The 18,054-nt window shown below is 71.0% G+C and carries 12 protein-coding genes and 1 pseudogene; 9 read left to right on the top strand and 4 right to left on the bottom strand.

All coding sequences use genetic code 11. The annotated features are described in order from the left end of the window. The first annotated feature begins 180 nt into the window (after nt 1-180). Nucleotides 181-876: a ribosome-associated translation inhibitor RaiA gene (raiA, locus tag DRB96_RS22120; RefSeq protein WP_112450019.1), complete on the top strand. Its 696-nt coding sequence runs from the start codon at nt 181-183 to the stop codon at nt 874-876. Nucleotides 877-1,090: 214 nt separating this feature from the next. Next, a complete protein-coding gene (locus tag DRB96_RS22115) occupies nt 1,091-1,819 on the top strand; it encodes a response regulator transcription factor (protein WP_112450018.1) in 729 nt (242 codons plus the stop codon). A gap of 79 nt (nt 1,820-1,898) precedes the next feature. On the opposite strand, the gene DRB96_RS22110 is transcribed toward DRB96_RS22115, so the two are convergent. Then, nucleotides 1,899-3,083 carry a crosslink repair DNA glycosylase YcaQ family protein gene (locus tag DRB96_RS22110; RefSeq protein WP_112450017.1) on the bottom strand — a complete coding sequence of 395 codons (1,185 nt, stop codon included), beginning with the start codon at nt 3,081-3,083 and terminating at the stop codon, nt 1,899-1,901. A 9-nt stretch (nt 3,084-3,092) separates the two neighbouring features. Beyond that, complete coding sequence (locus DRB96_RS22105; protein ID WP_112450016.1) at nt 3,093-3,731, bottom strand: GNAT family protein; 639 nt, start codon at nt 3,729-3,731, stop codon at nt 3,093-3,095. A 239-nt stretch (nt 3,732-3,970) separates the two neighbouring features. Here DRB96_RS22105 and secA point away from each other — a divergent pair, with 239 nt between their 5' ends. After that, complete coding sequence (gene secA, locus DRB96_RS22100; RefSeq protein ID WP_112450015.1) at nt 3,971-6,745, top strand: preprotein translocase subunit SecA; 2,775 nt, start codon at nt 3,971-3,973, stop codon at nt 6,743-6,745. Between the two features lie 104 nt (nt 6,746-6,849). On the opposite strand, the gene DRB96_RS22095 is transcribed toward secA, so the two are convergent. After that, nucleotides 6,850-7,287: an Rv3235 family protein gene (locus DRB96_RS22095; RefSeq protein WP_112450014.1), complete on the bottom strand. Its 438-nt coding sequence runs from the start codon at nt 7,285-7,287 to the stop codon at nt 6,850-6,852. Nucleotides 7,288-7,619: 332 nt separating this feature from the next. Here DRB96_RS22095 and DRB96_RS22090 point away from each other — a divergent pair, with 332 nt between their 5' ends. The 3 genes from DRB96_RS22090 to DRB96_RS22080 all read left to right on the top strand — a co-directional run bounded on the left by DRB96_RS22090 (nt 7,620) and on the right by DRB96_RS22080 (nt 14,202). Continuing rightward, nucleotides 7,620-8,120 carry a hypothetical protein gene (locus DRB96_RS22090; RefSeq protein WP_112450013.1) on the top strand — a complete coding sequence of 167 codons (501 nt, stop codon included), beginning with the start codon at nt 7,620-7,622 and terminating at the stop codon, nt 8,118-8,120. Next, nucleotides 8,117-8,842 carry an HAD family hydrolase gene (locus tag DRB96_RS22085; protein ID WP_112450012.1) on the top strand — a complete coding sequence of 242 codons (726 nt, stop codon included), beginning with the start codon at nt 8,117-8,119 and terminating at the stop codon, nt 8,840-8,842. The genes DRB96_RS22090 and DRB96_RS22085 overlap by 4 nt, the downstream gene beginning before the upstream one ends. Nucleotides 8,843-9,210: 368 nt before the next feature. Next, the gene (locus tag DRB96_RS22080; protein ID WP_112450011.1) at nt 9,211-14,202 is read left to right on the top strand and encodes an NAD-glutamate dehydrogenase; all 4,992 of its coding nucleotides are present in this window, start codon (nt 9,211-9,213) and stop codon (nt 14,200-14,202) included. Nucleotides 14,203-14,370: 168 nt separating this feature from the next. Here the strand turns inward: DRB96_RS22080 and DRB96_RS22075 are convergent, their stop codons facing one another. Beyond that, the gene (locus DRB96_RS22075) at nt 14,371-15,102 is read right to left on the bottom strand and encodes an ABC transporter ATP-binding protein (protein ID WP_239517752.1); all 732 of its coding nucleotides are present in this window, start codon (nt 15,100-15,102) and stop codon (nt 14,371-14,373) included. Between the two features lie 137 nt (nt 15,103-15,239). On the opposite strand from DRB96_RS22075, the pseudogene DRB96_RS45970 reads away from it, so the two are divergent. The 3 genes and pseudogenes from DRB96_RS45970 to DRB96_RS22060 all read left to right on the top strand — a co-directional run. Next, nucleotides 15,240-15,836 (top strand): annotated as a pseudogene (locus tag DRB96_RS45970) (biotin/lipoyl-containing protein); the annotation flags it as partial. An 11-nt stretch (nt 15,837-15,847) separates the two neighbouring features. Next, entirely contained in the window at nt 15,848-16,765 is a 918-nt protein-coding gene (locus tag DRB96_RS22065) for a hydroxymethylglutaryl-CoA lyase (RefSeq protein WP_112453632.1), read from the top strand. Nucleotides 16,766-16,773: 8 nt separating this feature from the next. Continuing rightward, the gene (locus tag DRB96_RS22060; RefSeq protein ID WP_112450009.1) at nt 16,774-17,934 is read left to right on the top strand and encodes an acyl-CoA dehydrogenase family protein; all 1,161 of its coding nucleotides are present in this window, start codon (nt 16,774-16,776) and stop codon (nt 17,932-17,934) included. Nucleotides 17,935-18,054: the final 120 nt, after the last annotated feature.

Raw genomic sequence — 18,054 nt, 5'->3', positions numbered from 1 at the left:
TTTCGGAATCTTCGTGTCAGAGGCTGTCTCTCGACTCCGAAGTCGGTGGGGTGTTGATCTTGCCGATGGGGGAGGAGGAGGTGAAAGTCGCCAAGTCCGAGGCTCCGGTGTTCACCGGAGTCTGGTGCGAAAGGGAGACGCTTCGCCCCTGGGCGTGGCTATCCGGGAACGGAGTTCTGCGTGGACATCGTCGTCAAGGGCCGTAAGACCGAGGTGCCCGACCGGTTCCGCAAGCACGTGGCCGAGAAGCTGAATCCGGAGCGGATCCAGAGGCTCGACGCCAAGGTGATCAGCTTGGACGTCGAGGTGTCCAAGGAGCACAACCCGCGCCAGGCCGACCGTTCCGACCGCGTGGAGATCACCCTGCGTTCGCGGGGCCCGGTGATCCGGGCCGAGGCCGCCGCCGCCGACCCGTACGCGGCGCTCGACCTCGCTCAGGACAAGCTGGAGGCCCGGCTGCGCAAGCAGCACGACAAGCGCCACACCCGGCGCGGCAGCGGACGGCTCTCGGCGGCCGAGGTCGCCGACGCGGTTCCGGACGCCGCGACCCTGAACGGCAACGGCGAGCCGGTCAACGGCGAGAAGACGGACGCGGTCCCGACCACCCGGATCGGATCGCTCGAAGTGCAGGGCGAAGGCCCGCTCATCGTCCGCGAGAAGACCCACTCGGCCGCACCCATGTCGCTCGACCAGGCCCTCTACGAGATGGAACTGGTCGGCCACGACTTCTACCTGTTCGTCGATTCCGACACCAAGATGCCGAGCGTCGTCTACCGGCGCCACGGCTACGACTACGGCGTGATTCACCTGAACCCGGACGCCTCCGGCTCGAACGAGCTCGACGGCGCGGGAGCGGGAGGCGCGCTCGGCGGCTGACGCCGCGCCCTACCGGATGTCCGTGCGGTGCCCCCGCGTTCGCTTCGGCGGGCGCGGGGGCACCCGTACGACGCGATGGCCGGTAACCGTCGGCCGGTATTCACCGACCCCCGAATCGTCGCGCGGGCATGGAATCATGTCGGGCAGTCAGCCGTCGGCCGCTCCCGTCGGATTGACCCAGCAGCTCAGCACATGCGGTGCAGGGGGAGGAACGATGGCGGACAGCTTCGGGCCGGTGCGCGAGGACGACGGTGCGGGCTGCCGTGAGGAAGGACGGGCCGCAGAGCCGATCCGGGTGCTCGTGGTCGACGACCACGCGCTGTTCCGGCGCGGACTGGAGATCGTCCTCGCGCAGGAGGAGGACATCCAGGTCGTCGGCGAGGCCGGGGACGGTGCGGAGGCCGTCGACAAGGCGGCGGACCTGCTGCCGGACATCGTGCTGATGGACGTGCGGATGCCCAGGCGCGGCGGGATCGAGGCGTGCACCTCGATCAAGGAGGTGGCGCCCTCCGCGAAGATCATCATGCTGACGATCAGCGACGAGGAGGCGGACCTCTACGACGCGATCAAGGCGGGTGCCACGGGGTACCTCCTGAAGGAGATCTCCACGGACGAGGTCGCCACGGCGATCCGGGCGGTGGCGGACGGGCAGTCGCAGATCAGCCCGTCGATGGCGTCGAAGCTCCTGACGGAGTTCAAGTCGATGATCCAGCGGACGGACGAGCGGCGGCTGGTGCCGGCGCCCAGGCTCACGGACCGGGAGCTGGAGGTCCTCAAGCTGGTGGCCACGGGGATGAACAACCGCGACATCGCCAAGGAGCTGTTCATCTCCGAGAACACCGTGAAGAACCACGTGCGCAACATCCTGGAGAAGCTGCAACTGCACTCCAGGATGGAGGCGGTGGTGTACGCGATGCGGGAGAAGATCCTCGAGATCCGCTAGGGCGGGTCCCGCACCGCACCGCACCGCACCGCGCCGCACCGCACCGCACCGCGCAGTGCTTCGGCCCGGGCCCCGCCCGTCAGAGGGCGGCCAGCTCCGAGGTCACCGCCGCCCATTCCGCGGGGGAGGCGGCCCGCTCGACGCGGACCGCGTCGCAGCCGACCCACTCCGCCGCCTCGCGCAGGGCCCGCGCCATCGCGCCCGCCGCCTTCGGGGTGGTCAGGGAGAGCTGGCGGGCCACCAGGGTCGTGCCCTCGCGGCCCGGGTCGACGCGGCCCTGGAGGTGCCCGCCGGCCAGCAGCGGCATCGCGAAGTACCCGTGGATCCGCCGGGGCTTGGGGACGTACGCCTCCAGGCGGTGCGTGAAGCCGAAGATCCGCTCGGTGCGCGGACGCTCCCAGACCAGGGAGTCGAAGGGGGAGAGCAGGGTGGTGCGGTGGCGGCCGCGCGGCGCGGTGGCCAGGGCCGCCGGGTCGGCCCAGGCGGGCTTCCCCCAGCCCTCCACCTCCACCGGGACCAGGCCCGAGTCGGCGATCACCGCATCGAACTGCGAGCCGGTCAGGCGGTGGTAGTCCGCGATGTCCGACCGGGTGCCCACGCCCAGGCTCCGGCCGGCCAGGTCCACCAGGCGGCGCACGCACTCGCGGTCGTCCAGGTCGTCGTGGAGCAGCTCGTCGGGGACCGCCCGTCCGGGCAGGTCGTAGACCCGCTTCCAGCCCCGCCGCTCGGTGCAGACGACCTCGCCGATGTCGAGCAGCCACTCCACCGCGATCTTCGTCTCGGACCATTCGAACCACTCGCCGCCGTTCTTGGCGCCGCCCAGCTCGGTGGAGGTGAGCGGCCCCTCGGCAGCCAGGCGGTCCAGGACGGTCTTCGTCGAGCGGTCCTTGTCCTCCAGGACGTGCCAGCGGTGGCCGCGGGCCTTGCGGGCCCGGCGGCGGAAGGCGAAGTGCGGCCACTCCTCGATGGGCAGGATGCAGGCCGCGTGCGACCAGTACTCGAAGGCGTGCTGGTCCGACCAGTACGCCGCCTCGACGCCGGCCCGGCCGACCGCGCCCAGGCGCGCGTACGGGATGAGCTCGTGGGAGCGGGCCAGTACGGAGATGGTGTCCAGCTGGACGGCGCCCAGGTGGCGCAGGATTCCGCGTACCCCGCCGCGGCGGTCGGGGGTTCCGATGAACCCCTGCGCGCGCAGCGCGATGCGGCGGGCATCGTCGGCGGACAGGGAGGCGGTCGGCCTGGGCCCGGGCGTGGCGGTCGTCATGACGGCACCCTAGACCGCCCCTCTGACAACGGGGCCGGGCGCGGACGCGAGGGCCGCCCGAGGACGCCGGGCCCGTTCGTCGGCGGGTGCGGGCAGGTACGGGAGACGGGAGGGGAGGCCGAGGTCCGAGGGGAGCATGGCGCCGATCCAGCAGTCCCGCAGGGTCCCGCGGTGCTCCATGGCCGCGCGCTGGACGCCCTCGATGGTGAAGCCGGCCTTCTCGGCGACCGTGCGGGAGGCGTCGTTGCCGACCCCGGCGCGCCAGACCATCCGTACGCAGCCGAGTTCGGTGAAGGCCCAGCGCACCACGGCGGGCAGGGCCTCGGTCATGTAGCCGCGGCCGCGGTGCCCGGGGACGGTCCAGTAGCCGACCTCGTGCGCGTGCGCGCCGTCCGGGACGACGCCCATGCAGGCGACGAGCGGGCCGTCGGCGCCGAGCCGGACCGCGATGTTGTACTCCGAGCCGTCCTGCCACCCGCCCGGGGACCGGGCCGTGAAGGCCTCGGCGTCCGAGCGCCCGTACGGGAGGGGCACGGGGATCCAGCGCTGGATGCCCAGGTCCTGGCACGCCGCGTACACCTCGTCGGTGTCGGAGGGGGCGAGGGGGCGCAGCACCAGGCGCTCGGTGGTCAAGTCGATCGGGTCCATGCGCGGATTCTGCTGCCCGCGAAGCCACGCGGCGAACAGATTTCGGGAAGAGGGGCCGCCGGTGGCGGCACCTTCGGCACCCTCCGCACGTTCTCATTCCGGGCACTCGTGCCCCGCGGATGGTACGGACCTCCCGACGCGACCGCGTCCTCGCTTACGATGGCCGTTGCGGTGGGGCCCACCCTCCGTGCCCGTGTACGAACCAGTGCCAGGCCCGACCGGCAAGGAGACAAACCTCGGTGTCCGTCTTCAACAAGCTCATGCGTGCAGGCGAAGGCAAGATCCTCAAAAAACTGCACCGCATCGCGGACCAGGTCAACTCCATCGAAGAGGACTTCGTCAACCTCTCCGACGCCGACTTGCGTGCGCTCACGGACGAGTACAAGCAGCGCTTCCAGGACGGCGAGACCCTGGACGACCTGCTTCCCGAGGCCTTCGCGACCGTCCGCGAGGCCGCCAAGCGCGTCCTCGGCCAGCGTCACTACGACGTCCAGATGATGGGTGGCGCGGCGCTGCACCTCGGCTACGTGGCCGAGATGAAGACCGGTGAGGGCAAGACCCTCGTCGGCACGCTCCCCGCGTACCTGAACGCGCTGTCCGGCAAGGGCGTCCACCTGATCACGGTGAACGACTACCTCGCCGAGCGCGACTCCGAGATGATGGGCCGGGTGCACAAGTTCCTCGGCCTCGAGGTCGGGTGCATCCTGGCGAACATGTCGCCGGCGCAGCGCCGTGAGCAGTACGCCGCCGACGTCACGTACGGCACGAACAACGAGTTCGGCTTCGACTACCTCCGCGACAACATGGCGTGGTCGCAGGACGAGCTCGTCCAGCGCGGCCACAACTTCGCCGTGGTCGACGAGGTCGACTCGATCCTCGTCGACGAGGCCCGTACCCCGCTGATCATCTCCGGCCCGGCCGACCAGGCCACCAAGTGGTACGCGGACTTCGCGAAGCTGGTCACCCGCCTGACCAAGGGCGAGCCCGGCCAGCCCCTCAAGGGCATCGAGGAGACCGGCGACTACGAGGTCGACGAGAAGAAGCGCACCGTCGCCATCCACGAGACCGGTGTCGCGAAGGTCGAGGACTGGCTCGGCATCGAGAACCTCTACGAGTCGGTGAACACCCCGCTCGTCGGCTACCTGAACAACGCCATCAAGGCGAAGGAACTGTTCAAGAACGACAAGGACTACGTCGTCATCGACGGCGAGGTCATGATCGTCGACGAGCACACCGGCCGCATCCTGGCCGGGCGCCGCTACAACGAGGGCATGCACCAGGCGATCGAGGCGAAGGAAGGGGTGGACATCAAGGACGAGAACCAGACCCTCGCCACGATCACCCTGCAGAACTTCTTCCGCCTCTACTCGAAGCTGTCGGGCATGACCGGTACGGCCATGACCGAGGCCGCCGAGTTCCACCAGATCTACAAGCTCGGTGTCGTCCCGATCCCGACCAACCGCGACATGGTCCGCATCGACCAGGCGGACCTGATCTACCGGACCGAGGTCGCGAAGTTCTCCGCCGTCGTCGACGACATCGCGGAGAAGCACGAGAAGGGCCAGCCGATCCTCGTCGGTACGGTGTCGGTCGAGAAGTCCGAGTACCTCTCCCAGCAGCTCTCCAAGCGCGGCATCCCGCACGAGGTGCTCAACGCCAAGCAGCACGACCGTGAGGCGACGATCGTCGCCCAGGCCGGCCGCCGGGGCGCCGTCACCGTTGCCACGAACATGGCCGGCCGCGGTACCGACATCAAGCTCGGCGGCAACCCGGACGACCTCGCCGAGGCCGAGCTGCGCCAGCGCGGTCTGGACCCGGAGGAGCACATCGAGGAGTGGGCGCACGCCCTTCCCGAGGCGCTCACGCGGGCCGAGGCCGCCGTGAAGGCGGAGTTCGAGGAGGTCAAGGAGCTCGGCGGGCTGTACGTGCTGGGCACCGAGCGCCACGAGTCGCGCCGCATCGACAACCAGCTGCGCGGCCGCTCGGGCCGACAGGGCGACCCGGGCGAGTCCCGCTTCTACCTGTCGCTGGGCGACGACCTGATGCGCCTGTTCAAGGCGCAGATGGTCGAGCGCGTCATGTCGATGGCGAACGTGCCGGACGACGTGCCGATCGAGAACAAGATGGTCACGCGGGCCATCGCCTCGGCCCAGTCGCAGGTCGAGACGCAGAACTTCGAGACGCGCAAGAACGTCCTGAAGTACGACGAGGTCCTGAACAACCAGCGCACGGTCATCTACGCCGAGCGCCGCCGGGTCCTGGAGGGCGAAGACCTCCAGGAGCAGATCCGGCACATGATGGACGACACGATCGACGCGTACATCACGGCCGAGACGGTCGAGGGGTTCGCGGAGGAGTGGGACCTGGACCGGCTGTGGAACGCCTTCGGGCAGCTCTACCCGATCAAGGTCACGGTGGAGGAGCTCGAGGACGCGGCGGGCGACCGCGCGGGCATCACCGCCGAGTTCATCGCGGAGTCCGTCAAGGACGACATCCACGAGCAGTACGAGGCGCGCGAGGCGACGCTCGGCTCCGACATCATGCGCGAGCTGGAGCGGCGCGTGGTGCTGTCGGTGCTGGACCGCAAGTGGCGTGAGCACCTGTACGAGATGGACTACCTGCAGGAGGGCATCGGCCTGCGGGCGATGGCCCAGAAGGACCCGCTGGTCGAGTACCAGCGCGAGGGCTTCGACATGTTCAACGCCATGCAGGAAGGCATCAAGGAGGAGTCCGTCGGCTACCTGTTCAACCTGGAGGTCCAGGTCGAGCAGCAGGTCGAGGAGGTCCCGGTGCAGGACGCGGGTCCGTCGCTGAGCAAGCCGGAGATCCGCGCGAAGGGCCTGGACGCTCCGCAGCGTCCGGACCGGCTGCACTTCTCCGCGCCGACGGTCGACGGTGAGGGCGGCGTCGTCGAGGGCGACTTCGCATCGGAGTCCGGCGAGGACTCCGGGATGACCCGGGCGGAGCGCCGCAAGGCCGCCAAGGCTTCGGGCGGCCGCCGCCGCAAGAAGTAGCGGGCACGGCTCGTACCCTCCCCGCCGGGGCCGGACACCACGTCGTACGTGGGGTCCGGCCCCGGCGTCGTGGGGGGTGCGGGCGCTCCGGGCGCCGCGCGCGGTCACGGCCGCATGCCCTGGAGTTCGACGGCCGCGCAGCGCCAGCGCAGGTCGGTGCCCTGTTCCAGGCGGAAGGCCAGCGCCGTCAGTCGGTCGCCCGTGGCGATGCGGGCGAAGGCCTCGATGACCCCCGGGCCGGGGGTGAAGCGGCCGCACCGGTGGACCACGGGGGTGAGCCGGTCGCACAGGGGGTCCGCGGGGGCCAGGGCGATCAGCTGGTCGTAGGCGGGGCCGACGGTGTGGCCCATCAGGGAGTGGACCGGCCGGCGGCCGCTGAGCACCGCGAGGAGCCGGTCGGCGAACCAGTGGTGCGGGCCGCGGTGGACGGCGGCCCCCGGGCGGCGCTGGTCGTGGCGGCCGGGGGGCCGGGCGGTGTTCCCGGCCCTGGCGGTCCTGGCGGCCCTGGTGGTCTTGGCGGTTTTGGTGGTCCTTGTGGGCATGGTCGTCCTTGTGGTCATGGCGGTCGTCCCCTTGGAAGTCGGGGCCCGGATCGGGTACCGGGCGGTAACTTTTCAGGGCACTTCTACGGGTCCGCGAACACGCTCCGCAACGGCCCCGCGCGGCCGCCGCGGCCGGGGCGGCCTTCACCTATCCGGGTCGGGAGCCCGGGCCCCCGGGCCCCCGACCCGGTGCCGCGCGGACCGGGGTGGACGCCCGCCGGCCGCACCCCGGCACCCCGAAGGGGGACGGGACCCGTCACGGACGGAGTCCGGACCCCGGCGCGGAACGGTCGTATCCTGAGGGCGTTTCCGACTACCGAAAGCAGCCGGCCATGCGCGTGTACGTCCCCCTGACCCTCCCCGGGCTCGCCGCGGCGCACGAGGCGGGTGAGCTGGGTCCGGCTCCGCTGCGGGCCTACGCCGTGACGCCGGAGCTGCGCGAGTGGTTCGTGTCGGACGACATCGAGGAACTGGAGTACGCCGCCCTGGGCCGGGCCGCGGCCGCCTCGCTGCGCCTGATCGCCGAGGACTCCGGCGCGCCCCGCAAGCGGGTCGTCGTCGCCGTCGACGTGGACGACGAGGCCGCCACCGCCGTCCCCGGGGACGAGGAGGCCGCGCTCGGCCGGGTGGCCCTCGCCGGGGCCGTACGGCTCGCCGTGGCCGCCGCCGTGCACGTGGACGCGCAGGACGCCGTGGAGGACGTGACGGCCGCCGCGCTGGCCGTCCCGGCCGCGGACCTGGGGGACGAGGCCGCGGGGTCCGCCGTCGACGGAGCCGAGGACCACGAGCTGCTCTGGTTCGGGGTGCAGGAGATTCCGGGGCTGCTGAAATGAGCCGGGAGAGCCCTCGGAGCCCCGCGTCCGCCCCGCAGGCCCCCGTGTCCCCGGCCGGATCCGCCTCCTCGCACATCGTCTGGGACTGGAACGGCACGCTGCTCCACGACATCGACGCCGTCATCGACGCGACCAACGCCTCCTTCGCCGAGCTGGGCTTCGCGCCGATCACCCTGGAGCGGTACCGCGAGCTGTACGTCGTACCGGTGCCGAAGTTCTACGAACGCCTCATGGGCCGGCTCCCCACGGAGGCCGAGTGGCTGGTCATGGACGAGACCTTCCACCGCCACTACTGGGCCGCCGCCGGGACCGCCGGGCTCGCCGAAGGCGCCCGGGAGCTGCTCCGGGACTGGCAGGCGGACGGGCTCACCCAGTCCCTGCTGTCCCTCGCGCCCCACGACAAGCTCGTCCCGCTCGTCCGGGCGCACGGCATCGACCTGCACTTCCTGCGCGTCGACGGGCGCATCGGCCCCTCCCACACCAGCAAGGCGGGACACCTCGTACGCCACCTGGAGGCCCTGGAGGGGACGGGGGTGACGGCCGTGCGTACGGTACTCATCGGAGACGCCGTGGACGACGCGCTGGCCGCGGCGCACGTGGGAGCGCGGGCCGTCCTCTACACGGGCGGTTCGCACAGCCGCAGCAGTCTGGAATCGGCCGGTGTCCCCGTGGTCGACAGCCTGGCGGAGGCCGTACGCACTGCTCGCGAACTGGCCGGATAGCGACCGGATCGTGACCGGGCACGCCGTCCCGGGCGCGTCGCTGTCCAGAGTGTCAAACTTCCCCCCCTGGATTTGTACACATACAGCTCATGACGAGTCGGGGGTGGAGCGAGATAGCCTGGTACCCGTGATCAGCGCGATAGTCCTCGGAGGCACTGAAGCCTCCGGCAAGCGCCCGGCGCACGACCGTGCCCGGGCCATCGCTGATCCCCGTCGCCGGGACCTCTTGCCGATCATGGCCGATTCCCTCCCAGGCGATTCTCTCGACGGCATAGCGTCGATCCCGACCGGACATCCCGCCTCGCGGTGCTGTGCCATTCCTTCCTTCACCTACGTCACGCAATGGCGCGCGACAGGAGCCAGAGGACATGCAGACCAAGCTGGACGAAGCAAAGGCCGAGCTGCTTTCGCGGGCGGCCCGGGTAGCCGAGAACAGCCCGGCCGGGGGGCTACTTCCGACTGGGTCCGAGCCAGGGGAGCGTGCTGACCGTCCAGACCGGGACGCGATGCTCTCCTACCTCCAGCGCTACTACCTGCACACCGCCCCCGAGGACCTCTTGGACCGGGATCCGGTCGACGTGTTCGGGGCAGCGCTCTCCCACTACCGGATCGCGGAGAAGCGCCCGCAGGGCACCGCGAACGTCCGCGTGCACACCCCCACGGTGGAGGAGAACGGCTGGACCTCCAGCCACTCCGTCGTCGAGGTGGTCACGGACGACATGCCGTTCCTGGTCGACAGCGTCACCAACGAGCTGTCCCGCCAGGGCCGCGGCATCCACGTCGTGATCCACCCGCAGGTCGTCGTCCGCCGCGACGTCACCGGCAAGCTGATCGAGATCCTCGGCCCCGACTGCGACGCGCACGGCCCCCGCACCGCGCGCCCCCACGACTCCCTCGTCGAGTCCTGGATCCACGTCGAGATCGACCGCGAGACCGACAAGGCCGACCTCAAGCAGATCAACGCCGACCTGCTGCGCGTCCTGTCCGACGTCCGCGAGTCCGTCGAGGACTGGGAGAAGATGCGCGACGCCGCGCTGCGCATCGCCGAGGGCCTGCCCGCCGAGCCCACCGCGCCCGACCTGCGCGAGTACGAGCTCGAAGAGGCCCGCGAGCTGCTGCGCTGGCTCGCCGACGACCACTTCACCTTCCTCGGCTACCGCGAGTACAACCTCGTCGACGGCGACTCCCTGTCCGCCGTGCCCGGCACCGGCCTCGGCATCCTGCGCTCCGACCCGCACCACAGCGGCAAGGACGACGGCCACCCCGTCTCGCCGTCCTTCAACCGGCTGCCGGCCGACGCCCGCGCCAAGGCCCGCGAGCACCGCCTGCTGGTGCTGACCAAGGCCAACAGCCGCTCCACCGTGCACCGCCCCTCGTACCTCGACTACGTGGGCGTGAAGAAGTTCGACGCCGAGGGCAACGTCGTCGGCGAGCGCCGCTTCCTCGGACTGTTCTCCTCCGCCGCGTACACCGAGTCGGTGCGCCGCGTCCCCGTCATCCGCCGCAAGGTCGCCGAGGTCCTCGAAGGCGCCGGCTTCGCGGCGTCCAGCCACGACGGCCGCGACCTGCTGCAGATCCTGGAGACCTACCCGCGCGACGAGCTGTTCCAGACCCCGGTCGACCAGCTCCAGGCCATCGCCACTTCCGTGCTCTACCTCCAGGAGCGCCGCCGGCTGCGGCTGTACCTGCGCCAGGACGAGTACGGGCGCTACTACTCCGCGCTCGTCTACCTGCCGCGCGACCGCTACACCACCGGCGTGCGGCTGCGCCTGATCGCGATCCTGCAGGAGGAGCTCGACGGCATCAGCGTCGACTTCACCGCCTGGAACACCGAGTCGATCCTCTCCCGCATCCACTTCGTCGTCCGCGTCCCGCAGGGCACCGAGCTGCCCGTGCTGACCGACGCCGACGTGGAGCGGATCGAGGGCCGGCTGGTCGAGGCCGCCCGCTCCTGGGCCGACGGCTTCGGCGAGGCGCTCGTCGCCGAGCTGGGCGAGGAGCGCGCCGCCGAGCTGCTGCGCAAGTACGGGAACTCCTTCCCCGAGGGCTACAAGGCCGACCACTCGCCGCGCGCGGCCGTGGCCGACCTGTGCCACCTCGAGCGGCTGTCCGCGAGCGACCGCGCGTTCGCGCTGTCGCTGTACGAGCCGGTCGGCGCGGGCCCCGGCGAACGCCGGTTCAAGATCTACCGCACCGGCGAGCAGGTCTCGCTCTCCGCGGTGCTGCCGGTCCTGCAGCGCCTGGGCGTGGAGGTCACCGACGAGCGGCCCTACGAGCTGCGCTGCAGCGACCGCAGCAACGCGTGGATCTACGACTTCGGCCTGCGGATGCCGCTCCCGACGGGCAACGGGGACGGCGCCGCGGCGTCCAACTACCTCGGCGACGACGCCCGCGAGCGGTTCCAGGACGCCTTCTCGGCGGTCTGGCAGGGCGACGCCGAGAACGACAACTTCAACACCCTGGTGCTGGGCGCCGGGCTGACCTGGCGCCAGGCCGTGGTGCTGCGCGCGTACGCCAAGTACCTGCGCCAGGCCGGTGCCACCTTCAGCCAGGACTACATGGAGGACACCCTCCGCAACAACGTCCACACCACCCGGCTGCTGATCTCGCTCTTCGAGGCCCGCATGTCGCCCGGCCGCCAGTCCGCGGGCAGCGAGCTCGTCGACGCGATGCTGGAAGAGCTGGACGGGGCCCTGGACCAGGTCGCCTCGCTGGACGAGGACCGGATCCTGCGGTCCTTCCTCACCCTCATCAAGGCCACCCTGCGCACGAACTTCTTCCAGCTGAACAGCGCGGGCGAGCAGCACTCGTACGTGTCGATGAAGTTCGACCCGCAGGCCATCCCGGAGCTGCCGGCCCCGCGCCCGGCCTTCGAGATCTGGGTGTACTCCCCGCGCGTCGAGGGCGTCCACCTGCGCTTCGGCAAGGTCGCCCGAGGCGGCCTGCGCTGGTCCGACCGGCGCGAGGACTTCCGTACGGAGATCCTCGGCCTGGTCAAGGCGCAGATGGTCAAGAACACCGTCATCGTGCCGGTCGGCGCCAAGGGCGGCTTCGTCGCCAAGAACCTGCCGGACCCCTCGGTGGACCGCGACGCCTGGCTCACCGAGGGCATCGCCTCGTACAAGATCTTCATCTCGGCGCTCCTCGACATCACCGACAACATGGTCGGCGGCGAGGTCGTGCACCCCAAGGCCGTGGTCCGCCACGACGAGGACGACACCTACCTCGTCGTCGCCGCCGACAAGGGCACCGCGACCTTCTCCGACATCGCCAACGGGGTCGCGGAGTCCTACGGCTTCTGGCTGGGCGACGCCTTCGCCTCCGGCGGCAGCGCCGGCTACGACCACAAGGGCATGGGCATCACCGCCCGCGGCGCCTGGGAGTCCGTCAAGCGGCACTTCCGCGAGCTGGGACACGACACCCAGACGCAGGACTTCACGGTCGTCGGCGTCGGCGACATGTCCGGCGACGTCTTCGGCAACGGCATGCTGCTCTCCGAGCACATCCGCCTGGTCGCCGCCTTCGACCACCGGCACATCTTCATCGACCCGAACCCGGACGCGGCCACCTCCTACGCCGAGCGCCGGCGCCTGTTCGACCTGCCGCGCTCCTCGTGGGCGGACTACGACACCTCGCTGCTGTCGCAGGGCGGCGGGATCCACCCGCGCAGCGCGAAGGCCATCCCGGTCAACGCGCAGGTCCGCGCGGCCCTCGGCATCGAGGCGGGCGTCACGAAGATGACCCCGGCCGACCTGATGAAGGCGATCCTGCAGTCCCCGGTGGACCTGCTGTGGAACGGCGGCATCGGTACGTACGTCAAGGCGACGGCCGAGACGCACGCGGACGTCGGCGACAAGGCCAACGACGCCATCCGCGTCAACGGCTCCGACGCGCGGGCCAAGGTCATCGGCGAGGGCGGCAACCTGGGTCTGACCCAGCTCGGCCGCATCGAGTTCGCGCGCAGCGGCGCGGGCGGCGAGGGCGGCAAGATCAACACCGACGCCATCGACAACAGCGCCGGCGTGGACACCTCCGACCACGAGGTGAACATCAAGATCCTGCTGAACTCGGTGGTCGCCGACGGGGACCTGACCGTCAAGCAGCGCAACAAGTTCCTCGCCCAGATGACCGACGAGGTCGGCCGGCTGGTGCTGCGCAACAACTACGCGCAGAACGTGGCGCTGTCCAACGGCGCGGCCCAGGCGCCCAGCCTGCTCCACGCCCAGCAGCGCTTCATGCGCCGCCTGGGCCGGGACGGCCTGCTGGACCGGGCGCTGGAGTTCCTGCCCAACGACCGGCAGATCCGCGAACTGCTGAACAACGGCAAGGGCCTGACCCAGCCGGAGCTGGCCGTCCTGTTCGCCTACACCAAGATCACGGTGGCGGACGAGCTCATCCACACCGGGCTGCCGGACGACCCGTACATGGCCCGCCTGCTGCACGCCTACTTCCCGGGCGCGCTGCGCGCGAAGTTCCCGGAGCAGGTCGACGGGCACGCGCTGCGCCGCGAGATCATCACCACGGTGCTGGTCAACGACACGGTCAACAGCGGCGGCTCGACCTTCCTGCACCGGCTGCGGGAGGAGACCGGGGCCTCCCTGGAGGAGATCGTCCGGGCGCAGCTCGCCGCCCGCGAGATCTTCGGACTGGCCGACGTGTGGGACGCCGTCGAGGCGCTCGACAACGAGGTCGCCGCCAACGTCCAGACCCGGGTGCGGCTGCACTCGCGGCGCCTGGTCGAGCGCGGTACGCGCTGGCTGCTGAACAACCGGCCGCAGCCGCTCCAGATCACCGAGACCATCGAGCTCTTCGCCGAGCGGGTGGCGCGGGTCTGGTCGGACGTGCCGAAGCTCGTTCGCGGCGCGGACCTGGAGTGGTACGAGGCGGTCATGGCCGAGCTGATCGGCGAGGGCGTGCCGGAGGAGCTGGCGGCCAAGGTGGCCGGGTTCTCCTCGGCCTTCCCGACGCTGGACATCGTCGCGATCGCGGACCGCACGGGCGTCGAGCCGCTGGCGGTGGCCGAGGTGTACTACGACCTCGCGGACCGGCTGGAGATCACGAAGCTGATGGACCGGATCATCGAGCTGCCGCGGGCCGACCGCTGGCAGTCGATGGCCCGCGCGTCCATCCGCGAGGACCTGTTCTCGGCGCACGCGGCGCTGACCGCCGACGTGCTGACGGTCGGCAACGGCACGTCGACTCCCGAGGAGCGCTTCAAGGCGTGGGAGGAGAAGAACACGGCGATCATCGGGCGGGCGCGGACGACGCTGGACGAGATCCAGGGGTCGGACGACTTCGACCTGGCGAACCTGTCGGTCGCGATGCGGACGATGCGGTCGCTGCTGCGGGCGCACGTGTAGCCCTGCGGGCCGCTGTACGAGTACGGGCCGGGCCCGGGACCCCTGAGGGTTCCCGGGCCCGGCCCGTTCGGCGTCCCGTCGTGGGCGGGTGCGGCGCCGTTGCCGGGCGCGCTGCCCCCGGACCCCCGCGCCTCAAACGCCGGCGGGGCTGAAAGGTGGCCGGATGTGTCAGCGGCTGTTGGTGAATTCCTCGTACGCGTCGCAGACCTCGTCCGCGGGGCCGTCCATGCGCAGGACGCCCGATTCCAGCCAGATCGCGCGGTCGCAGGTCTCGCGGACGGTGCCGATGCCGTGGCTGACGAGGAAGACGGTGCCGGCCTGTTCGCGGAGCTCCTCGATGCGGGCCTGGCTGCGCCGCTGGAAGGCGGCGTCGCCCGTGGCCAGGGCCTCGTCGATCATCAGGACGTCGTGGTCCTTGGCGGCGGCGATGGAGAAGCGCAGCCGGGCGCCCATGCCGGAGGAGTAGGTCCGCATGGGAAGCGAGATGAAGTCGCCCTTCTCGTTGATCCCGGAGAAGTCGACGATGCCCTGGTAGCGCTCGCGGATCTGCTGCTTGGTCATGCCCATCGCGAGGCCGCCGAGGACGACGTTGCGCTCGCCGGTCAGGTCGTTCATCAGCGCGGCGTTCACGCCGAGCAGGGACGGCTGGCCGTGCGAGAAGATCCGGCCGCGCGCGACCGGCTGGAGGCCGGCGATGGCGGACAGCAGGGTGGACTTGCCGGAGCCGTTGGTGCCGATCAGGCCGATGGCCTCGCCCTTGTACGCGGTGAAGCTGACACCCTTGACGGCGTGCACCTCGCGGATGCCGGGGGCGGGCTTGCGGGAGAAGATCCGACTCAGGGCCGCGGTGGCGCCGCCCTTGCGGCCGCCGGTGCCGTGCACCTTGTAGATCACGTGCACGTCGTCCGCGATGACGGTCGGGACACGGGTGTCCGGGACCTGCGGGACAGGCGTGGGGGTGGTGGTACCCCGCCCCTTCCCGAAACCGGGGCTCCGCCCCGGACCCCGGTCCTCGAACGCCGGACGGGCCGAAGAGGTGGGTCGACCCGTTCGACTCCGCCAACGGCTGGCGCCTCGGCGGGACGCCCGCCTGGACGGTCCACCACTTCCGCCTCCCGGGCCAGGACCCGGTCACGATCCGCACCCGGCCGTCCGGTTCTGACACAGAACTGCTCCTCGCACCTGCACTCGACGGCGACGCCCCCAGCGCACCGGCCCGGGGACGGATCGTCGAGCTGACCTCCGATCGGCTCACGGTCGAACTCGACGGGGTCACCCACCGGTTCAGCCACGCCACCTCCCCGGAGGGGACCTGGCTCGGGCGCGACGGCGACTCCTGGCACGTCCAGGACCACGACCCCGTGGCAGCAGCCCTCAGCGGCCGGGGGCACACCGGCGCCGGAACCCTCGCCGCGCCGATGCCCGGCACCGTCACCGTCGTCAAGGTGGCCGTGGGGGACACGGTCATCGCCGGGCAGAGCCTGCTCGTCGTCGAGGCCATGAAGATGGAGCACGTCATCTCCGCCCCGCACGCCGGCACCGTCACCGAAATCGACGTCACCCCCGGCACCACCGTCGCCATGGACCAGGTCCTGGCCGTGGTCACCCCCGCGACCGAGGAGGAGGCCAAGTGAACGGGCTGCCCATGACCGTCCCCGCGGCCGGACTCCCGGCGCGCGTCCGCATCCACGAGGTCGGCGCCCGCGACGGGCTGCAGAACGAGAAGACGGCCGTCCCCACCGCCGTCAAGGCCGAGTTCGTCCACCGGCTGGCCGCCGCCGGGCTCACCACCATCGAGGCCACCAGCTTCGTGCACCCCAAGTGGGTCCCCCAGCTGGCCGACGCCGAGGAACTGTTCCCGCTCCTCGCCGACGTGAAGGCCGCGCTGCCCGTCCTCGTGCCCAACGAGCGCGGCCTCGACCGCGCGCTCGCGCTCGGTGCCACCCGTATCGCCGTGTTCGGTTCGGCCACCGAGACCTTCGCCTCGCGCAACCTCAACCGCACCGTCGCCGAGTCCCTCGCCATGTTCGAGCCCGTCGTGGCCCGGGCCAAGGAGCACGGGGCGCACGTGCGCGGCTATCTCTCGATGTGCTTCGGCGACCCCTGGGAGGGGCCGGTCCCGGTCCACCAGGTGGTCGGCGTCGCCAAGGCCCTGCTCGACCTCGGCTGTGACGAGCTGAGCCTCGGCGACACCATCGGCGTCGCCACCCCGGGACACGTGCGGACCCTCCTCTCCGCGCTCAACGAGGAGGGCGTCGGCACCGACCGGATCGGCGTGCACTTCCACGACACCTACGGCCAGGCCCTGTCCAACACCCTCGCCGCGCTCCAGCACGGCGTGACCACCGTCGACGCCTCCGCCGGCGGCCTCGGCGGATGCCCGTACGCCAAGAGCGCCACCGGCAATCTCGCGACCGAGGACCTCGTCTGGATGCTCGACGGCCTCGGCGTCGAGACCGGGGTCGATCTGGCCGCCCTCACCGCCACGAGCGTGTGGATGGCCGAGCGGTTGGGGCGACCCAGCCCCTCCCGTACCGTCCGCGCCCTCTCCCACAAGGAGTAACGAAGACCATGGCCCTCGACCACCGGCTCACCCCCGAGCACGAGGAACTCCGCCGCACCGTCGAGGCGTTCGCGCACGATGTCGTGGCACCGAAGATCGGCGACCTGTACGAGCGGCACGAGTTCCCGTACGAGATCGTCGCCGAGATGGGCCGCATGGGCCTGTTCGGCCTGCCCTTCCCCGAGGAGTACGGCGGCATGGGCGGCGACTACCTCGCCCTCGGCATCGCCCTGGAGGAGCTCGCCCGCGTCGACTCCTCGGTCGCCATCACCCTGGAGGCGGGCGTCTCGCTGGGCGCGATGCCCCTCTACCTCTTCGGCACCGAGGAGCAGAAGCGGCAGTGGCTGCCGAAGATGTGCTCCGGGGAGGTCCTGGGCGCCTTCGGCCTGACCGAGCCCGGCGCGGGCTCCGACGCGGGCGGCACCCGCACGACCGCCGTCCGGGACGGCGACGAGTGGGTCATCAACGGCTCCAAGTGCTTCATCACCAACTCCGGTACGGACATCACCGGTCTGGTCACCGTCACCGCCGTGACGGGCCGCAAGGCGGGCGGCCGCCCCGAGATCTCCTCGATCATCGTCCCGTCCGGCACCCCCGGCTTCACGGTGGCCGCCCCGTACTCCAAGGTGGGCTGGAACTCCTCGGACACCCGCGAACTGGCCTTCCAGGACGTACGGGTCCCGCTCGCCAACCTGGTCGGCGAGGAGGGCCGCGGTTACGCCCAGTTCCTGCGGATCCTCGACGAGGGCCGCATCGCCATCTCGGCGCTCGCCACCGGGCTCGCGCAGGGCTGCGTGGACGAGTCGGTCAAGTACGCGAAGGAGCGGCACGCCTTCGGCAAGGCGATCGGCGACAACCAGGCCATCCAGTTCAAGCTGGCGGACATGGAGATGCGCGCGCACATGGCCCGGATCGGCTGGCGCGACGCGGCCTCCCGGCTCGTGGCCGGAGAGCCGTTCAAGAAGGAGGCGGCCATCGCGAAGCTGTACTCCTCGACGGTGGCCGTCGACAACGCGCGCGACGCCACGCAGATCCACGGCGGCTACGGGTTCATGAACGAGTACCCGGTGGCCCGCATGTGGCGCGATTCGAAGATCCTGGAGATCGGCGAGGGCACGAGCGAGGTGCAGCGCATGCTGATCGCCCGTGAACTGGGGCTCTCCGCCTGACCGACGGCCGTGCGCACACCGCAAGTCCGCAGTTCACAGTTCGCCGTTCACAGTTCGCCGTTCGCCGTTCGCGGACCGCGGACCGCGGACGAGGGGGCCCCGAGCACTCGGGGCCCCTCA

Source organism: Streptomyces sp. ICC1 (assembly GCF_003287935.1).
GTDB classification, from domain to species: Bacteria; Actinomycetota; Actinomycetes; order Streptomycetales; family Streptomycetaceae; genus Streptomyces; species Streptomyces tritrimontium.
Note: the sequence above shows the minus strand (reverse complement) of the source record. Positions and strands in the feature narration are given on the sequence as shown.